We start from the raw sequence: 16890 nt of genomic DNA, 5'->3' as shown, positions 1-16890 counted from the left end.
ACATGATCACACCATCGCGTGAATCCGGACCGAACTCGGGAGTTCTCGGCGGGACTTGTGGCGTTGATCTCCACGCACGCAGACTTCACCCGCTCAATCCGTCTCCCTGCTGCGTACCGCCCGCCCCACCTCCGCCCGCAGTGCGACGAACTCGGGCAGTCCCCGGGTGGCGATCTGGTCCCGCCGCCCGGGGAGCCGGACCGGCAGGTCCCGGACGATCCTCGAGCCGGGGCCCGGGGAGAGGACGACGACGCGGTCGCCGACGTAGACGCTCTCGTCGATGTCGTGGGTGACGAACACGATGGTCGTGCCGTCGGTGCGGTGGACCTCCAGGAGCAGGTCCTCCAGTTCCTCCCGGGTCTGGGCGTCCAGGGAGCCGAAGGGTTCGTCCATGAGGAGGAGGGTGGGGCGGCAGACGAGGGCACGGGCGATGGCGACGCGCTGCTGCATACCGCCGGAGAGCTGCCAGGGGTGGCGGCGGGCGGCGCCGGACAGACCGACGCGGTCGAGGATGCGGTCCGCCTCTGCGCGCCGTTCGGCCCGGGCGAGGCCGCGGCGGCGCAGCGGCAGGGCGACGTTGTCGCGGACCATGAGCCAGGGGAAGAGGGAGCGGCCGTAGTCCTGGAAGACGACGGCCAGGCTGTCGGGAACGCCGGTGACCGGTGCGCCGTCGATGGTGACCGTGCCCTCGCGGGCGGGGAGGAGACCGGCGATGGTGCGCAGCAGGGTGGACTTGCCGCAGCCGGACGGGCCGGCGACGCAGAGGAGTTGGCCCGCGGGAACGGTGAGGGTGATGTCGTGCAGAACGCGGTGGTCGCCGTAGTGCTGGCCGACCGCGGTGAGCTGGAGCATGCGGTCGGTCCCCTGTTCCTGGGTGCTCATCGCGTGGCTCATGTGGCCCTCCCCCTGCCGATCAGTCGTTTCTCGATGGCCAGCAGTCCGGTGTTGAGCAGATAGCCGAGGGCGCCGAGCAGGACCAGCGCCGCCCATACGGTGAGCAGGTCGGAGCGGGTCTGGGCTTCGGTGAGCGTGAAGCCGATGCCGTTCGCGGTGCCGGGCAGCAGTTCCGAGAACACCATGAGGATGAGGGAGAGCGAAAGGCTCAGACGCAGTCCGGCGAAGATGCGGGGCAGGGCGGAGGGCAGGACGAGGAACCAGAGGCGTTCGGCGGTGTTCAGGCGCAGGACCGCGGCGACGTCGAGGCGCAGCGGGTCGGTGTTGCGGACGCCGGCCGCGGTGTTGATCAGCACCGGCCAGACGGCGCTGAAGGCGATCGAGGCGATCTGCATCGGGGTGCCGAACGCGAAGACCACGACGAAGACGGGGACCAGGGCGGGCGGCGGGACGGCCCGGGCGAACTGAAGGACGGGGTTGGCCAGCGCGTACGCCCGCCGCGAGCGGCCGACCGCGACACCCAGCACGATCCCGGCGACGGCCGCCAGCGCGAACCCGGCGGCCATCCGGCCGAGGCTGGGCAGGATGTCGTCCACCGCGGCCGAGCTGAGGAAGAGATGCCGGGCGGGCCCGTCGAACCACAGCTCGTGGACGCGGCGGGCGATGCGGTCCGGGGGCGGGAAGTAGACGCTGCCGTGGACACGGGTGGCCGACTCCCATACGCCGACGGCCAGGACGAGGACCAGCCACCGGAGGAGGGCGGAGTGGGCGGCGGCGCGGGAGCGGGTCGGGAGCGAGGCCGGCGCCGGGCTCCCCTGGGGTGCGGTGTCCGCTTCCCCGTTCACACCCGAGACCCTCCCCCGGCGGCCTCCCGATGTTCCGGCGTCCAGGGAAACAGCCGTCGCTCGCCCCACACCAGCACCCCGTTGACGACGAGCCCCAGCGTCCCCGCCCACACCACACCCGCCAGGACGTCCCTCGTGCCGTCGGTGGCCAGGCCCGCCTGGGCGATGAAGATGCCGAGGCCTTCGCCGAAGCCGGAGAGGATCTCCGTGGCGACGGCGAGGATGAGGGCGACTGCGGCGGAGATGCGGATGCCGGCGGCGATGAAGGGGGCGGTGGCGGGGAGTTCGGCGCGCAGCAGGACCGCGAGGCGGCCGAAGCCGAAGGCGCGCAGTGTGTCCTTGGCGAGGGGGTCGGTCTCGCCCAGGCCGTAGACGGTGTTGAAGAGGATCGGCCACACCGAGGCGTAGGCGATCAGCGCGACCTCGGTCTCGGTTCCGGAGCCGAGGAGCAGGGAGACCAGGGGGATCAGGGCGACGGACGGCAGGGGCCGCAGCAACTCCACGATCGCCCGGGTGGCGGTGTCGACGAGCGGCACGCTGCCCAGCAGCAGGCCGAGTGGTACGGCGATCGCACAGGCGAGGCCGAGCCCCAGCGCCCAGGCCCGCAGGGTCACTCCGATCCCGTCGAGGAAGACCGGGTCCCCCGCCAACTTCACGGCACGGCCGAGCACTTCGGTGGCGGGCGGCAGATAGCTGCGGCGGACGAGGCCGGCCCGGCTCACCGCCTCGCACACGCCGAACGCGAGCAGCACACCGAGCAGCCCGAGCCACGGCTCCTGACGCACCCTCAGCCGCCGCACGGACACCGCCCCTTCATGCCCCGCGCCGACGGCGCGCTCTCATGCCCCGCACCGGCGAACGCCGCTCACTTCACCAGCAACGTGGCGGGATCGATCGGTTTCTTCAGCATCTTCTGTTTCTCCATGAGCTCGGTGAGCCGGGCGAGCTGCGTTCCGTCCATGGTGGCCGGGTACACCGGCAGGTCGATCTTCTCCGCCTGCTCCTTGGTGACCTTGGTGTACGTCGGCAGCACCTCACGCACCAGGGACGGATCCGCTTCGGCGAGCTTGACGGCCGCTTTCAGGGCCCGTTGGAACCGGGCGAGGGCGTCGGCGTTCTTCCCGGCGAACCTCTCCGTCGTGATGTAGCCGCTGAGCGGGATCGACTCGACGGGGGCGGACGACCCGTCCACCAGCACCCTGGCCCCCAGCTCGTCCTGGATGGAACTGTCGAAGGGCTCGACCGCGTGCACGGCGTCGACCTGCCCCTTGTCCAGTGCGGCGCCCATCTGCGGGAAGGGGATCTGCCGGTAGACGGGCCGACCGACGCCCTGTTTCGCCAGGATCTCGTTGAAGGTCAGCGACTGGACGTTGTTGAGGACGTTGACGGCGAGCTTCTTGCCCGCGAGATCGGCGAGGGTCTTGATGTCCGAGTCCTTCGGCACCAGGACGTCCATCATGCGCGGCGCGGCCCTGATCGCCTCGGCGACGATGCGGATGTCGAGGGTGCCCTGGTCCTGGGCCTGGAAGTAGGTGACGTAGTTCGCGCTCGCGACCATGTCGATCTGGCCCTTGGACAGGGCGGGCAGCGCCTGGAGGCTCTGCTGGATCTGCTGGACGCGGACGTCGAGGCCTTCCTTCTTGAACAGCCCCCGGTTCTGGGCGATGTAGAGCATGGCACAGTCGCTCAGGGGCAGCGCGGCCACCCTGACCGTCGTGCGCCCGCCGTCCGAGGACGTGGAGTCTCCGTCACCGCCGCAGGCCGTGAGCACCAGTGCGAGGGCGGCCGCGGCGGCCGCCGCCTTCCCGCTTCCCGAACGCCAAGGTCGTAACGTCAGTCCCCACGTCATCCGGGCATGATGACCGATCGATTGACATGATCACTACATCAAGGTCAGCCGAATCGTCACTCTTGGGAGAAAGCCGGAAGGATCTCCTCCGCGACCCAGCCGAGCGCGTCGGGCAGCGCCTCGGTGGCCACCGGCAGCCACAGCGAGCAGGCCGTGAGCCCCGCTTCGGCCAGCTGCCCCAGCTCCTCGCGCACCCGCTCGGCGGTGGGATGCGCGCCGCCCAACGGACGCCGCCCGGGCGGTTGTACGGCGGCCTCGAAGCCCGGTGGTACGACCATCAGGCCTTCCGTGAGCTCCAGAGCGTTGGCCGGATCCCGCCCCGTCTTCTCCCCGAGCTCGGCCAACCGGCCCCGCACCTCGAGGACTCCGGCCGCGTCCAGCCCGGAGCCGTGCCACGCGTCGCCGTACCGCAGCGCCCGCCTGAGGGCCGCGTCGCTGTGTCCGCCGACCCACACGGGCGGCCCCCCGGGTGTGCGCGGCCGCACCCCGAGCCGTACCTCTGCCTCGTCGCGCCACAACTTCCGTACGGTGTCCAGCTGTTCGTCGGCTCGCCTGCCCCGCCCGCTGAACGGCACCCCGGCGGCGGCGAACTCGGCGGTGTCCCAGCCGGTGCCGACGCCGAGCGTGAACCGGCCGCCGGACAGCCGGTCGAGCGTGGCCGTCTGGTGGGCGACGACGACCGGCTGGTACAGGGGCAGGATCAGGACGCTGGTCACCAGCCGGATCCGGGTGGTCGCCCCGGCCACGGCGGACAGCAGGACCAGAGGATCCGGGGTCACACCCACCGCTCCCGCCAGCAGATGGCTGCTCGCGATGAGATGGTCGAAGCCCAATTCCTCGGCGGTACGGGCGGTTTCGAGGACGCCGTCGAGTTCGTCCTCGTGCGCCGGCCACAGGCGGTGCGGTGCGACTCCCAGACGCATGGGGTGCGACTCCCTTGGGGTGAGGGGCAGAGGGTGGTGCACCTGGGCAACAAGGCGACGGCCTCCTCTCATCCCTTGACGAGCGGGCGTTCGAGGCGCCCGACACGCCAGACCTGTCCCGCACACCGGATCCGACGTCTGCCTCGTGGCCCTCTTCCAGGCCCGAACGGCTGGTCTCGAACCTCATCGACGGCATCAAGTCCCTGCGGGTCCGCGAGACATGAGAACCTGAAGACGGGAGAGGGGTTCGGACGTAGCCGTCGAGGTGTGTGCCGACAGGGGGTCCTCGGTGTTCGGGGCAGAGTTGTTCACCCAGACCGCTGCCGCCGCAGCGGGCACGATGGTCGGGCTGATGACCACGGATGCCTGGCAGGCGGCCAGGCATCGGCTCGCGCGGATCCTGCGGCGGGAGGATGTGGAGCGGCTGGAGCGGGCGCGGGCGGAACTGGACGCCGCGCCGCCGGGGCGGCAGCAGGTCATCCTGCGTGAGCAGCGGGACGATCTGGACACGACCCTGCGTGCTCTGCTGTCCAGGGACCCCGCGCTGTCCGGTCTGCTGACCGAGTTCGTCCAGGAGTTCTCGGGCTTCGCGCGCCCGGTCTTCATCCAGGTCCAGCAGCCCCCGGCCCCGGTGGAGCCCGTCCGGGCCCCTGGTGCGCTGACCGTGGCGCCGCCCCTGGGCCGGCTCGACCGCCGGGTGCGTGGCCGTGAACCGCTCCTGGACACGCTCAAACAGCTCGTGGGCAAGCCGACTTCGGGTGTGCGGGTGCTGCACGGCATGGGCGGGAGCGGGAAGACGACGGTCGCCCTGGAGATCGCCGCCCACGCCGCCGCGCTGAACGTCGACGTGTGGTGGGTGACGGCGAAGAACCCTGCCACGCTGAGTGCGGGGATGCGCGAGGTGGTGGCCGCGCTGGGCACGCCCGCGGATCTCATCGACCGTGCCTGGTCGGGGCGTTCGAGCGCGACCGACCTGCTGTGGCGGCGGCTGTGCGACACCGCGAGCCCCTGGCTGCTCGTGGTGGACAACGCCGACGAGCCCGAACACCTGGCTCCCTACGGCCGGTTGGCGGAGGGCACGGGCTGGATCCGGCCCGCCGCGGAACTGCCCGGCCTGGTGCTGATCACCAGCCGGGACAGCAGCCCGACGACCTGGGGGCCGTGGGCGACGCTGCACTCGGTGGACGCCCTGGAGGAGGACGACGCCACCGAGGTGCTGTGGGACCTCGCCGGGGAGCGGGCCGGTTCCCGTGAGGACGCCCGGCTGCTGACCCGGCGGCTCGGCGGGCTGCCCCTGGCGCTGCGCATCGCGGGCTCGCATCTCGCGGCGGCCTCGGCGTTCCCCGCGTGGCCGGGCACGACGACCGTGCGGACGTACGCCGACTACCGCGTGGCCCTCGACGAGCGCTTCACCGAACTCCTCGACGAGCGCCCGCACGGGCGCCAGGGCAGCAACTACTCCGTCCCGGTGACCGGTACCTGGGAGCTGTCCCTGGACCTCCTCGAGCGGCGGGGCATCGTCCAGGCCCGGCCGCTGATGCGGCTGCTGTGCTGTCTGGGCGAGGCGCCGGTACCCCTGCTCGCCCTGTTACGCCCCGACCGGCTCGCGGACTCGTCGCTGCTGCCCGGTGTCACGCCCCAGGAGCTGTACACCGCGCTCACCTCGCTCGCCGACTTCGGTCTGGTCGAGCTGCACACCCCGCCCGGCGGGGACGACCACACCCGCACCCTGCTGATGCACCCGCTCGTGCGGGACGCCGGCCGGCTCCAGCGGGACCTCGCCGAGCACATGAGGGAGTACGCGGCCGTCGTCGCCGACCTGGTCGTGTGCGCCACCGCCGAGCTGAGCGAGGACGACCCGCGCGACTGGCCGCGCTGGCGGCTGCTTCAGCCGCACTGCGACGCCCCGCTGGCCCTGATCGGCGACCCGTACGAGGCGGAGGACGAACTCGTCTCGAAGGCGCTGCGGGCGGCGGCGGCCGGGTCCCGGCATCTGATCAAGAGGGGCTGGCTGGACCGGGCGGAGGAGGTGCTGGGGGCCTGCGAGCCGGTGGTGCTCGCGTGCGGTCCGCGTGACCCCGACGCCCTCGAAGTACGGTCCGCCGCCGCCCACTTGCTCCATCTGCGCGGTCGGCTGCCAGCGGCCGAGTCGCTGCTGCGCACGGTGCTGGAGGACACCCGGGCCCTGTTCGGCGACGCGGCCGGCGAGACCGCCGACGCCCGGTACGCACTCGCGAACCTGCTCAACGGCCGGGGCCGCCCGGTCGAAGCGGCGACCGAGTACCGCGCGGTCCACGCCACCCGCCGGACCCTGCTGGGCGAGCGCGACCCCGGGACCCTCGCGGCCCGCAAGGGCGTGGCCTGGATGGCGCGCTACCGAGGGTTGCTCGCGGAGGCCGAGGAGGACTACCGCCTGCTCCTGGACGCCTATCGGGAGACGCTCGGCGCCAATCACCCCGACACCCTGGTCACCCGGCACGAGATGGCCCAGGTGCTGCACGAGCGCGGGATGTTCCGGCAGGCGGAGCAGGAGCTGCGGGAGACGCTCCAGGTGTGCGCGGACGTACTGGGCGAGCGCCACCCGAGCACCCTCGCCGTGCGCCACGACCTCGCGGACGTCCTGCGCGACCGCGGCCTGCTCGTGGAGGCCGAGCACGAGTTCCGTACGGTGCTCGGGCTGCGCGCCGACGCCTACGGCGAGGACCATCCGGAGACCGTGGCGGCCCGGCACGGCCTGGCCACCGTGCTGAGGGACCGAGGCTGGCCCACCGACGCGGAGACGGAGTTCCGGGAGGTCTTCGAGGTCCAGCGCAGACTGCTCGGCGACATGCACCCGCACACCCTGGAGGTCCGCCACAACCTGGCCGACCTGCTGATGGAGCGCGGCCAACTGGAGGCTGCGGAGGCGGAGTTCAGGGAGGTGTACGCGGCGCGCCGCGAGGTGCTCGGCGAACAGCACCTGCTCACCCTCTCGGTACGGCACGGCGCCGCGCACGTCCTGCATCTGCGGGGCCGCACCGACCGGGCGGAGACCGAGTACCGCACGGTCCTGGCGGACTGCGTGGACACGCTCGGCCCCCGTCACCCCGGCACGCTCGCGGTCCGGCACAACCTGGCCGACCTGCTCAAGGACCAGGGCCGGTTCGCGGCGGCGGAACAGGAGTTCCGGGAGGTGTACGAGGCCCGGCGGACCGTACTCGGCGAACAGCACCTGCTGACCCTGTCCGTACGGCACGGCGCCGCGCACGTCCTGCATCTGCGCGGGCACGTCGAGCAGGCGGAGGCGGAGTACCGGACGGTGCTCGCGGACTGCGTGCAGACGCTGGGGCCACGGCACCCGGGGACCCTGGCGGTCCGGCACAACCTGGCAGACCTGCTGTGTCTCAAGGGTGAACTCACGGCGGCCGAGGTGGAGTTCACGGAGGTGCGGGAGACCTGTGAGGAAGTGCTGGGGCTACGGCACCCGCGGACCCTGGCCGCTCGGGACGCCCTCGCCCGTCTGCGTTCCAGGGACGGGGATCAGGCGCCGAGCGATCCCGACTCGGCGACCGCCGGCTCGTAGCCCGGGAAACGGGCGGGGATCTGCCGCAGGTCCCACAGCGCGAGCGCCTTGTCGTCGTAGAAGTCGTCGGACTCGTCGTCACCGATGACGCGCAGCGGTTCGGGCAGGCCGAAGGGCTCCTTGCACAGGTCGATGGGGCGCCACCAGCCGGTCACGATGTCGGTGTTGGCGGGCGTCCGGGAGAAGGTCGTGGTGAGCAGATAGCGCGAACCGCTCTCCCGGAAGCGGGTCAGCGCCTCCACCACGTGCTGGTAGGAGAAGTGCACGAGGGCGTCCCGGCACACGATGAGATCGACGCGCGGCACGGGCTGGGCCGTGAAGTCGAGCAGCTGGAACTCGCGCCCCGGGCCGGGGTGGTCGGCGCGGTTGGCCGTGATGAGCTCCGTGACGACGTCCCCGCCGAGATAGGAGGCGCCGTGCAGGTCGACGTACTGCATCCAGTTGAAGTCCCCGCACGGCGCGTCCAGCACCGAGCGAACATCCAAGTCCTTGATGAGGGCGCTGAGTTGGCCGATCACCCGCTTCATGCGCTGCAGCTCGGAGCCCGGTCCGGAGCGGGTCTCGTCGGAACCCCAGCGGTTGGTGCGGTAGATGTCCGTGAACACGTCGTGCAGGTCGGCCTCGGCACGGGCGTCCGTGACGTCGACATAGCGCCGTGCGTCCACGTCGTAGACGGGCTCCCCTGGATTGCTCAGGTACCGCGGGGTCAATGACGTCCTCTTTCGCTGCCCGTCGGCGGGACGTATGGCAGCCCACCTGTACTCGTCGGCATCCTATGCTCCTCAGGGCCGGACCTGGATGAGCGCATGGGTGCCGCTGGTCCGCCAGCGCTGCCCCTCCGCCTCGACCAGCGCGGCCTCCGTACGGTCGTCGAGGCCGGTGATCACATCGGACTTCAGGGTGCGCAGGGCGGCGACCGGTCCCGGGAAGTACGCGGTCACCTCGGCGAAGGAGGTGGTCGGCGCCCACCATCGATCCCCCACCAGGCGCCGGTAGTTGAGGTCTCCCTTCAGGACCGTCAGCGCGGCCCCGCCGATCTCCGCACGAAGGTCGTCCGGCATGTCCGCGTACGGCAGCGGAGCGCAGGAGAAGGCATGCGCACGGACACTCAGCCGTCCGTCGGCCATGGCGTCCCACAACCGGCGCCCGTACTCCGCGGCCCGCCCCGGCGCCCGCACGAGCCGGCGCAGCGCGTCGACCACGTCGGCGGTGGTCGCGTCGGAGACGTAGTAGGGGTACGGCTTCACGTGCAGAACGGCCCGCTCGATACGACCGTGCTCCAGGAGGTGAGCCAGCAGCAGCAGGTCGGGAATCAGCTCACGTCCGGCGTTGTCGGCGATCAGGCAGAGAGTGCCGGTACCGTCGAGCAGCGACCAGAGCCGGTCGCTGTCGTCGGCGACCAGATCCGGAACGGCGTCCCGCCTCTCGGCCTCACCGTCGGAGAGCCGGAATCCGAGGTCGGCCCGGTTCCCCCACAACGATCCGTGCAGCAGAGCCGCCCCCTGCTCCTCGGCCGTCCGGGAGGCGAGTTCGTCCAGAGCTGCCAGCTCCTGGTCGGTCTCCTGGGAGTCGAGTTCGGCGAGCTTGGAGGGCCGGAAGGGGTCGATGCCACGCCAGGGCCCGTCCCCGAAGTAGCCGACGGCATCAAGGAGCCGCCGATAGAAGTAGCTCTCGGACCACAGCCACGGCACGTCGAACCAGGACTGCCCGACGTGGTCGTCGATTCCCCACTCGCCCCACGCCCCGTCGGGGAGCGGCTCGATCACTCCTTCGGTGCAGCCGGCGAGCAGCGCGTCAAGCGCCCGGTGCTGCTCGGGCCCGTAGGGAAAGGCCTCCCGCACCTGCCCGATGATGGCGGGGTGCCGCTCGGCGAGCACGCTGTACGGAAAGGACTCGGGTGCACTGCCGAGGATGACAGCCGCGCTGGGAGACATGCCCCGACTGTAGCCACCGGGGAGCGCAGCGCTGAGGCCCCCCACCGGCACGGGCCGGAACGGGGCTCACCCGCTCCGCGACTCCTGCTCCAGCTGGCTGACAAGAGCCAGATAGCGCGCCCGTCGAGGAACCGGCACCAGCCCCCGGATCATGACGTGCCACATCTCGGCGAGTCGCCGCGGCTGCCGGCCCACCGGCTCCAGATGCCGTCCCACCACCCGCGTCCCGACAAAGAAGCAGACAAGCGAGTGCGCCACCGCGTCCACATCGGTGTCGGGATGGAGGTCGGACTCCTTGACCGCGCCCAGCAGCTTCCCGGTGGCCAGGTCGAGCCACTCCGTGAACGGATGCCGAAGCGGCGGCCGCACCTCGACCCCGCCCGTGGCGAGCCGGAGTCCGGCGCGGAGCACCGGCCCCTCGACCGACAACCGTGCTATCCCGAAGGTGATGCGGACCAGCGCCTCCATCGAGGTGTACCCCCGGGCGTCCACGTCCCCCGCCACCTGCCGCGACGTCCGTGACTGGATCTCCATGATCGCGTGCGCGAGATCGTCCTTCGCCGCGAAGTGGAAGTACAGCGCGCCCTTGGTGACCTGGGCGTGCTCGACGATGTCGCTGAGACTGGTCGATTCATAGCCACGGCGGTCGAACAGCTCGGCGGCGGCGGTGAGGATCGTCGCTCGGGTCTGTTCAGCGCGTAACTGCCTCGGCATCGACTGCACACTCCTGTGGCGGAAAAGAACGGGTCATGCCGTTTGTTTCTTACTCCCTGTACAAGATAACTCACCCTGCGACGGCACCCACCCGGCACTCGAAGACCAGCGACTCCCCCTGCAGCGCGACGACTTGTACGTCGTCGCCGCCCTCTGCGCTCACTTCCATCCAGACCGGCCGGTCGAGCTCCGCGTACTGGTGAAAGGCGGCGTGGAAGGACACCGGCACCCGGCTCTCGTCACCTCCGTGCGCCCGTACGGCCTGGCGGGCGGCCTCCAGGAGGAGCATGCCGGGGATGTGATCCAGCGGATGGTCGAAGAAAACAGGATGTGCGGTATCGACGCGGAGCCGCCAGCGTCCTGGGCGGCCCACGGGCGACAGGAGTACGTCGGCGCCCAGGGCCCGCCCCACCGTGTCGGGCGGCAGCAGCGTGAGGGGCGGCTGGGGCAGTCGCAGGGCACCGACGTCGGCGGTCCGTCCCCCGCGCAGCCGGCGGTAGACGGACTCGTTCGTCCAGGTCACGGCGATACCGCCGGTCGCGATCCGTTCGCCGCCCAGGCGTACGACGGCGTCGTAGCGCAGGGCGGACGGGCGGCCGGCGCGGCGGCGGACCTCTCCGACCGTGATGTCGATGACGGGCTCGGCGGGGGCGGCGCCGACGGCCAGGTGCTCTGGGCAGGTGTCGACACGCAGTTCCCGCAGGACGAACTGATGACCCAGCGGGACCTCGTACGCCGCGTGAGCGAGCAGCGCCCCGCACTGGCGGACCGTTTCTGCAACCAGCAGCGGTTCGTACGCCGAGCCGTCCGGGGACACGTGTAACTGATGAGTGCGCGGCCACTGGGCGGTGATGGTGAACCGGTCGGCGTCCGTCCTGGTCCAGCCGGTGAGGAGGACCTCCGCGACGGCCACGCGGTGCACGAATTCACGGGGAACGGTCGCCGTCAGCACCCCTGTCCCGGCCGGGGCCCGCGTGAACTGCCGTAACTCTGGCATGTCTCCCCCTCGTTCCTCCGAAGCGATGACGGACGGCGAGGTGCCCGTGCCGGTGAGCGATAGAGTACGAGGGATTCCGGTCTGTTTTCAATGTGACCTGATCGAGACCGGACAGGATCCGAACTCGGCGCATGGGAGGGGTTCTTATGGCGAGACAGGAGCGCGCCATCAGGACACGCAGGACGATCGTGGAGGCCGCGGGGGCCGTCTTCGACGAGCACGGGTACGCCGCGAGCACCATCGCGATGGTGCTGGAGCGGGCCGAAGTCACCAAAGGTGCCCTGTATTTCCACTTCCCCTCCAAGGAGTCCCTGGCCCAGGCGGTGCTCGACGAGCAGTTGTCGCTGGGGGCCGTACCGCCGCATCCGTGCAAGTTGCAGGAGATCGTCGACATGACGTTCGTCTTCGGGCAGCGGCTGCGGACCAACTCTTTGCTGAAGGGGAGCGTCCGGCTGACGGTGGACCAGTGCGCCCCGCCCGGTGTCGATCACACGGGACCGTTCAGGCAGTGGAGCGAGCATCTGTTGGCGATGCTGCAACAGGCTCGAGACCAGGGCGAGTTGCTGCCGACGGTGAAGCCGCCGGACACGGCGGATCTGCTGGTGGGGGCGTTCGCCGGGGTTCAGCTGATGTCACGGGCACTTCACGGGCGGGAGGACCTCGAGCACCGGATCTCCGTCATGTGGGCTCACCTGCTGCCGAGCATCGCGGTGCCGGGACTGCTGATCGGCCTCGACAGCCGACCCGACCGCGGCGCCCGCGTGCTGGCGTCGGTGGAGAGCGGTGAACTGGTGGGCGCCGAAGCGTGATTCCGGGTGGGTGGAGGAGGTAGCCCTCCCGGACCCGCGCGGACGCAGGACGGGCCGGCCGGTGCCCCATCCGCACCGGCCGGCCCACCCGTTCGGGGGAGTTCGCTCAGAAGGTCAGCCTCCAGCCGTTGAGCGTGCCCGTGTCCTGCGCCGCCGTGTCCTGGACGCGGAGCTTCCAGGTGCCGTTGGCCGTCTCGGAGGAGGCGTTCACGGTGTAGGTGGTGTTGACGTTGTCCGCGGAGTCCGAGGAGCTCGCCGGCTTCAGGCTGTACACCGAGCCGTCCGGGGCGACGAGGCTGATCGCCAGGTCACCGCGGTAGGTGTGGGTGATGTCGACGCCGACCTGGAGGGCCGAGGGGGCGTTGCCGCTGCGGCCGCTGACGGCGATGGAGGACTCGATCGCGGAGCCGTTGTCCGGGATGGCGACGGCGGTGGTGCTGGAGAAGGTCGTCCCCGTCGTCGTACCGCCGCCGCTCACGGCCGCGACCGTCTTCGCCGCGTCCGCCAGGCCCGCGCCGCAACCGCCCGAGCAGGCGCCCGGCAGCGGACGGGCATTGTTCTTGATGGCGGTCTCGATCTGCGCCGGGGTCAGCGAGGAGTTCGCCGACTTCACCAGCGCGACCAGGCCCGCGATGTGCGGGGTGGCCATGCTGGTGCCCTGGTAGTAGGCGTACGACTCCGAAGACGGCGTCGAGGCACCGGAGTTGAGCGTGGACAGGATGCCGTTGGCGGTGCCGGTGCTGGTCTGGCCGCCGGGCGCCGAGATGTCCACGAGGGAACCGTAGTTGGAGTACGAGGCCTTGGCGCCGGTGCGGTTGGTGGCGGCGACCGAGATGATGTTGTTGCAGTTGCCCGGCGAGTGGCCGGAGACGTTCTCGTTGTCGTTGCCGGCGGCCACGACGACGGTCGTGCCGCGGCCGACGGCGTTGTTGATGGCGGTCTGGGTCGCCGAGGTGCAGGCGCCGTCGCCGCCGAGGCTCATGTTGATGACCTTGGCGACATTGGTGTTGGCGGGCACGCCGGAGACGGTGCCGCCGGACGCCCAGGTGATGGCGTCGATGATGTCGGAGTCGTAGCCGCCGCACTTGCCGAGGACGCGCACCGGGGAGATCTTCGCGCCGTACGCGATGCCCGCGACACCCTTACCGTTGCCCGTGACCGCGGCGATCGTGCCGGCGACGTGCGTGCCGTGCCAGGAGGAGCTGGAGGCCGGGATGCCCGAGCCGCACTCGTTGGCCGCGTAGTAGTCGCCCGGGTCGGCCGGGTTGCTGTCACGGCCGTTGCCGTCGACCGAGACCGCGGTGTCGGAGATGAAGTCGTAGCCGCCGACGATGTTGGCGGCGAGGTCGGAGTGGGTGACGTAGCCCGTGTCGATGACGGCGACGGTGACGCCGCTGCCGGTCGACGTCGGCCAGGCGCCCGGCACGTTCATACCGGCGGTGGACTCGAACAGATCCCACTGCTTGGCGTACTCGGTGTCGTTCGGGTCGGCCTGCGGCTTGTTCAGGCGGTCCGGTACGACGTAGGCGACCTGCGGGTCCGCCGTGAACTCGGCGACGGCGTCGGCGACTTCGGCCTTGCTGGGGTCCGCGCCGAGGTCGACGAGAGCGGCCCCGGTGCCGAGTCTGCGCTGGAAGTCGGCGTCCTTGGCGGCGGCGTCGGCCTCGGCGGCCTTGTTCGACGTGGCCTCGGCGGCGCCGGTCCGGTATCCGACGATGAGGCGCTCGGCCTGGATGCCGGGGGCGGCCTCGGTGAGCGCGGCCGGGACGGCGGCTTCCTGGGCGGGGGCGTCCTGGGCGACGGCGACGGAGGCCGTGCCGACCGAGAGCAGCGCCGCGGAGACGGCGGCGGCGGATATCAGCTTCCGCCGGAGGGAGGGGGAGGTACGCAAGGGCTTGCCTTTCGTGGCCGTGCTCCGGGCAGCGCGGAGCGGCAGTCGAATCGCTTCGTCGGTGAAGCGGCGGGGGGTGAAGCCAAGAGCGCGGCGGCCGGCCAGAAGGAGGCGCATGACCCGTTCGGGGTTACCTGTGGGTCAGCTGTGGTCGAACGATAGGCAAAGAGCAGGTCATGCGGATACAGGGGAAACCCTTGATCCGGCCGAGAACGCACCCTCTGCGGTGGCCGGTTGACCGATGGCGGCCGCTTTGCCCGTCTCTGAGAGGAGGCGGACGACCCGGTAGGCCGGTGAACGCGTGAGGCCGCTTTCCCGTACTGCACGGAAGCCCGTAGTTCCCGCGCCGCCCGAGGAGGCGTTCCGGATGGCCCGGATGTCCTGGACCACCGCCCGTCGCACGAGTGCGGCGGTCGCCGCCCTGTCCCCGTTCCTGCTGACCCTGTTCGCGGCGGCGCCCGCGCAGGCCCACGGCGCTCCCACGGATCCGGTCAGCCGGGTCTTCGCCTGCTCCCCCGACGGCGGCTCCTCGGGCACGGCGGCATGCCGCGCCGCTGTGGCGGCCAACGGCTCGCCCTTCACGGCGTGGGACAACCTGCGGGTCGCGAACGTGAACGGCCGGGACCGGCAGACGATCCCCGACGGCAAGCTGTGCAGCGGCGGCCTGCCCGCCTACCAGGGCCTCGACCTGGCCCGCTCCGACTGGCCGTCGACCCGTCTGACGCCTGGCGCGACGCTGACCATGAAGTACGTCTCGACGATCCCGCACACCGGCACGTTCCGTATGTACCTCACCGAGCCCGGCTACGATCCGTCGAAGCCGCTGAAGTGGTCCGATCTGCCGGAGCAGCCGTTCGCTCAGGTGAAGGACCCGGCGCTGACGGACGGCGCGTACCGGATCAGGATGACGCTGCCGAAGGACCGGACGGGCCGGCAGGTGCTGTACACGATCTGGCAGAACAGCAGTACGGCGGACACGTACTACTCGTGCTCGGACGTGGTGTTCCCGGCAGCGGCCGACAAGGGCGGGGGCGAGGCGAGCGCCGCCGCGTCACCGACCCGTTCGAAGGCGGCGGAGAAGCAGCCCGCCAGGAGCCCGGCGCCGACCTCTGCCTCGCCCACGCCGACACCTTCCGTGGCCCGTTCGGCGGGCGGCGCCGTCCCCGACTCCACTCCGGTGGCCGCAGACGCCGACCCCGCCTCCGGGCCTTCCGCGCCCATGCTGGCGGGCGGCGCCGCCGCGGTGCTGGTGCTCACCGGGGGCGCCGCCCTGGCGCTTCGTCTGCGCCGGCGCTGAACTACGCGGTTACGGAGTTCAGTTGACGTAGACCGCCTCACCGCTCGCGGTCACCGGGCTGTACTTCGCGGTCCAGAAACCGCTGGCGGGGCACAGCGAGGAACCGGACGTCCGGGTGAACTGCTGGTTGGCGAACGTGATGCTGTTGTCGGTGTTGTCGGCCGTTCCGGACAGTCCGGACGCCGCCTGGTAGACACAGCTGACGCTGCCCAGCAGGGTGCGCAGCACGACGGTGGTCTGGATGGCGGTACCGCTCGCCGGGGTCACGGCGACGGAACCGTCGGAGGACACGGCGGTGGTGTACGGCAGGTTGTTCACCGTGATGCTGGTGACGCCGAGGACGCCGACCACGTTCGAGGTGCAGTTGCTGAAGGTCTGCCCGGTCAGGGACTCGGTGGCGGTGCCCGGGGCGGTCGGGTTGCCGTCGACCGTGGCGGTGAACGTGGAGGCCGAGCAGCTGATCCCGCTGGTGCCCGTCGAGCTGGAGTAGAGGGTCGCGGTGGTCCCGGCGGCCAGGGAAGCGCTGATGACCGAGCCCTCGGCGACGTTGGTGCCGCCGAGCCCGCCGGTGGTGAGAACCGCGACGTCGGCCGCGGCGGCGGGGGCGGACGCGGCCACGGCCACGGGAAGCGCGAAGGCGGCGGCAGCGGCGGTGAGGGAGAGCAGAGAACGCATACGCATGCGGGGTTGCCTCTTTCCTGAGGTGAGGGTGGGTGTGGGGGGGGCGCGGACGCAGGTCGGCGTCCGCCGTCGCCGACCCGTCACGCCTTCTCCGTACGTGACGGACCGGCAACGGCAGCCGGCCGGTGACCGGCCGGATACCCAATGGGGGGAGGGCTCCGGCCGGGCCGGGCGGGAGGTGGCGAGCCCGGTACGGACCAGGGGGGAAGTGACCGTTTCGGGTGCCGTGGAGGGTCGGACTCGGGCGGTGAAGAGCCCGTGAGGACAGATCGTCCGGGAACGCGGGCAGGTGCCGCCCGACGGCTTGGATCCGGCGCCACGGATCCGGGGGAAGCCAGGGAGAGTTGTAGACCTGATCATCCGTCAACGTCAAGGTGCAACAAGGGAGTTGATCATCGTTCGACGATATTTCCCTGCCGGTGGGAACGTTGTTGATCACGACTGCCACATAATCAACACCCTTTACTCACAAGTTGCTTGACCCATGACCGTAA

General features: G+C 71.1%; 14 protein-coding genes. 3 read left to right on the top strand and 11 right to left on the bottom strand.

Annotation, left to right across the window (positions count from 1 at the left end):
* Nucleotides 1-93: 93 nt before the first annotated feature.
* The 5 genes from RNB18_RS20260 to RNB18_RS20240 all read right to left on the bottom strand — a co-directional run bounded on the left by RNB18_RS20260 (nucleotide 94) and on the right by RNB18_RS20240 (nucleotide 4511).
* On the bottom strand, nucleotides 94-852 hold the full coding sequence (locus tag RNB18_RS20260) for an ABC transporter ATP-binding protein (protein WP_311715632.1): 759 nt from the start codon (nucleotides 850-852) through the stop codon (nucleotides 94-96).
* Between the two features lie 38 nt (nucleotides 853-890).
* Nucleotides 891-1739 carry an ABC transporter permease gene (locus RNB18_RS20255; protein ID WP_394817644.1) on the bottom strand — a complete coding sequence of 283 codons (849 nt, stop codon included), beginning with the start codon at nucleotides 1737-1739 and terminating at the stop codon, nucleotides 891-893.
* Entirely contained in the window at nucleotides 1736-2539 is an 804-nt protein-coding gene (locus tag RNB18_RS20250; protein WP_311715482.1) for an ABC transporter permease, read from the bottom strand. The genes RNB18_RS20255 and RNB18_RS20250 overlap by 4 nt, the downstream gene beginning before the upstream one ends.
* Before the next feature lie 65 nt (nucleotides 2540-2604).
* Nucleotides 2605-3588, bottom strand: a complete 984-nt coding sequence (locus tag RNB18_RS20245; protein ID WP_311715481.1) for an ABC transporter substrate-binding protein — start codon at nucleotides 3586-3588, stop codon at nucleotides 2605-2607.
* 56 nt (nucleotides 3589-3644) lie between these two features.
* A complete protein-coding gene (locus RNB18_RS20240; protein ID WP_311715480.1) occupies nucleotides 3645-4511 on the bottom strand; it encodes a TIGR03619 family F420-dependent LLM class oxidoreductase in 867 nt (288 codons plus the stop codon).
* A 289-nt stretch (nucleotides 4512-4800) separates the two neighbouring features.
* Here RNB18_RS20240 and RNB18_RS20235 point away from each other — a divergent pair, with 289 nt between their 5' ends.
* Nucleotides 4801-8073, top strand: a complete 3273-nt coding sequence (locus tag RNB18_RS20235) for a tetratricopeptide repeat protein (RefSeq protein WP_311715479.1) — start codon at nucleotides 4801-4803, stop codon at nucleotides 8071-8073.
* Here RNB18_RS20235 and RNB18_RS20230 read toward each other — a convergent pair.
* The 4 genes from RNB18_RS20230 to RNB18_RS20215 form a co-directional block, all read right to left on the bottom strand.
* Nucleotides 8031-8783: a class I SAM-dependent methyltransferase gene (locus RNB18_RS20230; RefSeq protein WP_311715478.1), complete on the bottom strand. Its 753-nt coding sequence runs from the start codon at nucleotides 8781-8783 to the stop codon at nucleotides 8031-8033. The two genes, RNB18_RS20235 and RNB18_RS20230, sit on opposite strands and share 43 nt — an antisense overlap.
* Nucleotides 8784-8855: 72 nt before the next feature.
* On the bottom strand, nucleotides 8856-10007 hold the full coding sequence (locus RNB18_RS20225; protein ID WP_311715477.1) for a damage-control phosphatase ARMT1 family protein: 1152 nt from the start codon (nucleotides 10005-10007) through the stop codon (nucleotides 8856-8858).
* 66 nt (nucleotides 10008-10073) lie between these two features.
* A complete protein-coding gene (locus tag RNB18_RS20220; RefSeq protein ID WP_059207049.1) occupies nucleotides 10074-10721 on the bottom strand; it encodes a ScbR family autoregulator-binding transcription factor in 648 nt (215 codons plus the stop codon).
* A 70-nt stretch (nucleotides 10722-10791) separates the two neighbouring features.
* Nucleotides 10792-11718 (bottom strand): ScbA/BarX family gamma-butyrolactone biosynthesis protein, encoded by a 927-nt coding sequence (locus RNB18_RS20215; RefSeq protein WP_311715476.1) that lies wholly within the window; start codon nucleotides 11716-11718, stop codon nucleotides 10792-10794.
* 146 nt (nucleotides 11719-11864) lie between these two features.
* Between RNB18_RS20215 and RNB18_RS20210 the strand changes: the two genes are divergently transcribed.
* Entirely contained in the window at nucleotides 11865-12527 is a 663-nt protein-coding gene (locus RNB18_RS20210; RefSeq protein ID WP_311715475.1) for a ScbR family autoregulator-binding transcription factor, read from the top strand.
* 106 nt (nucleotides 12528-12633) lie between these two features.
* On the opposite strand, the gene RNB18_RS20205 is transcribed toward RNB18_RS20210, so the two are convergent.
* On the bottom strand, nucleotides 12634-14418 hold the full coding sequence (locus RNB18_RS20205) for a S8 family peptidase (RefSeq protein WP_311715474.1): 1785 nt from the start codon (nucleotides 14416-14418) through the stop codon (nucleotides 12634-12636).
* Between the two features lie 376 nt (nucleotides 14419-14794).
* On the opposite strand from RNB18_RS20205, the gene RNB18_RS20200 reads away from it, so the two are divergent.
* Nucleotides 14795-15715, top strand: a complete 921-nt coding sequence (locus tag RNB18_RS20200) for a lytic polysaccharide monooxygenase (RefSeq protein ID WP_394817649.1) — start codon at nucleotides 14795-14797, stop codon at nucleotides 15713-15715.
* Between the two features lie 18 nt (nucleotides 15716-15733).
* Here RNB18_RS20200 and RNB18_RS20195 read toward each other — a convergent pair whose 3' ends face one another.
* Nucleotides 15734-16396, bottom strand: a complete 663-nt coding sequence (locus RNB18_RS20195; protein ID WP_311715472.1) for a Tat pathway signal sequence domain protein — start codon at nucleotides 16394-16396, stop codon at nucleotides 15734-15736.
* Nucleotides 16397-16890 lie beyond the last annotated feature (494 nt).

Source organism: Streptomyces doebereineriae (assembly GCF_031845645.1).
Classification (GTDB): domain Bacteria; phylum Actinomycetota; class Actinomycetes; order Streptomycetales; family Streptomycetaceae; genus Streptomyces; species Streptomyces canus.
The sequence above is the reverse complement of the archived record's forward strand: the minus strand, read 5'-3'. Positions and strand labels throughout refer to the sequence as shown.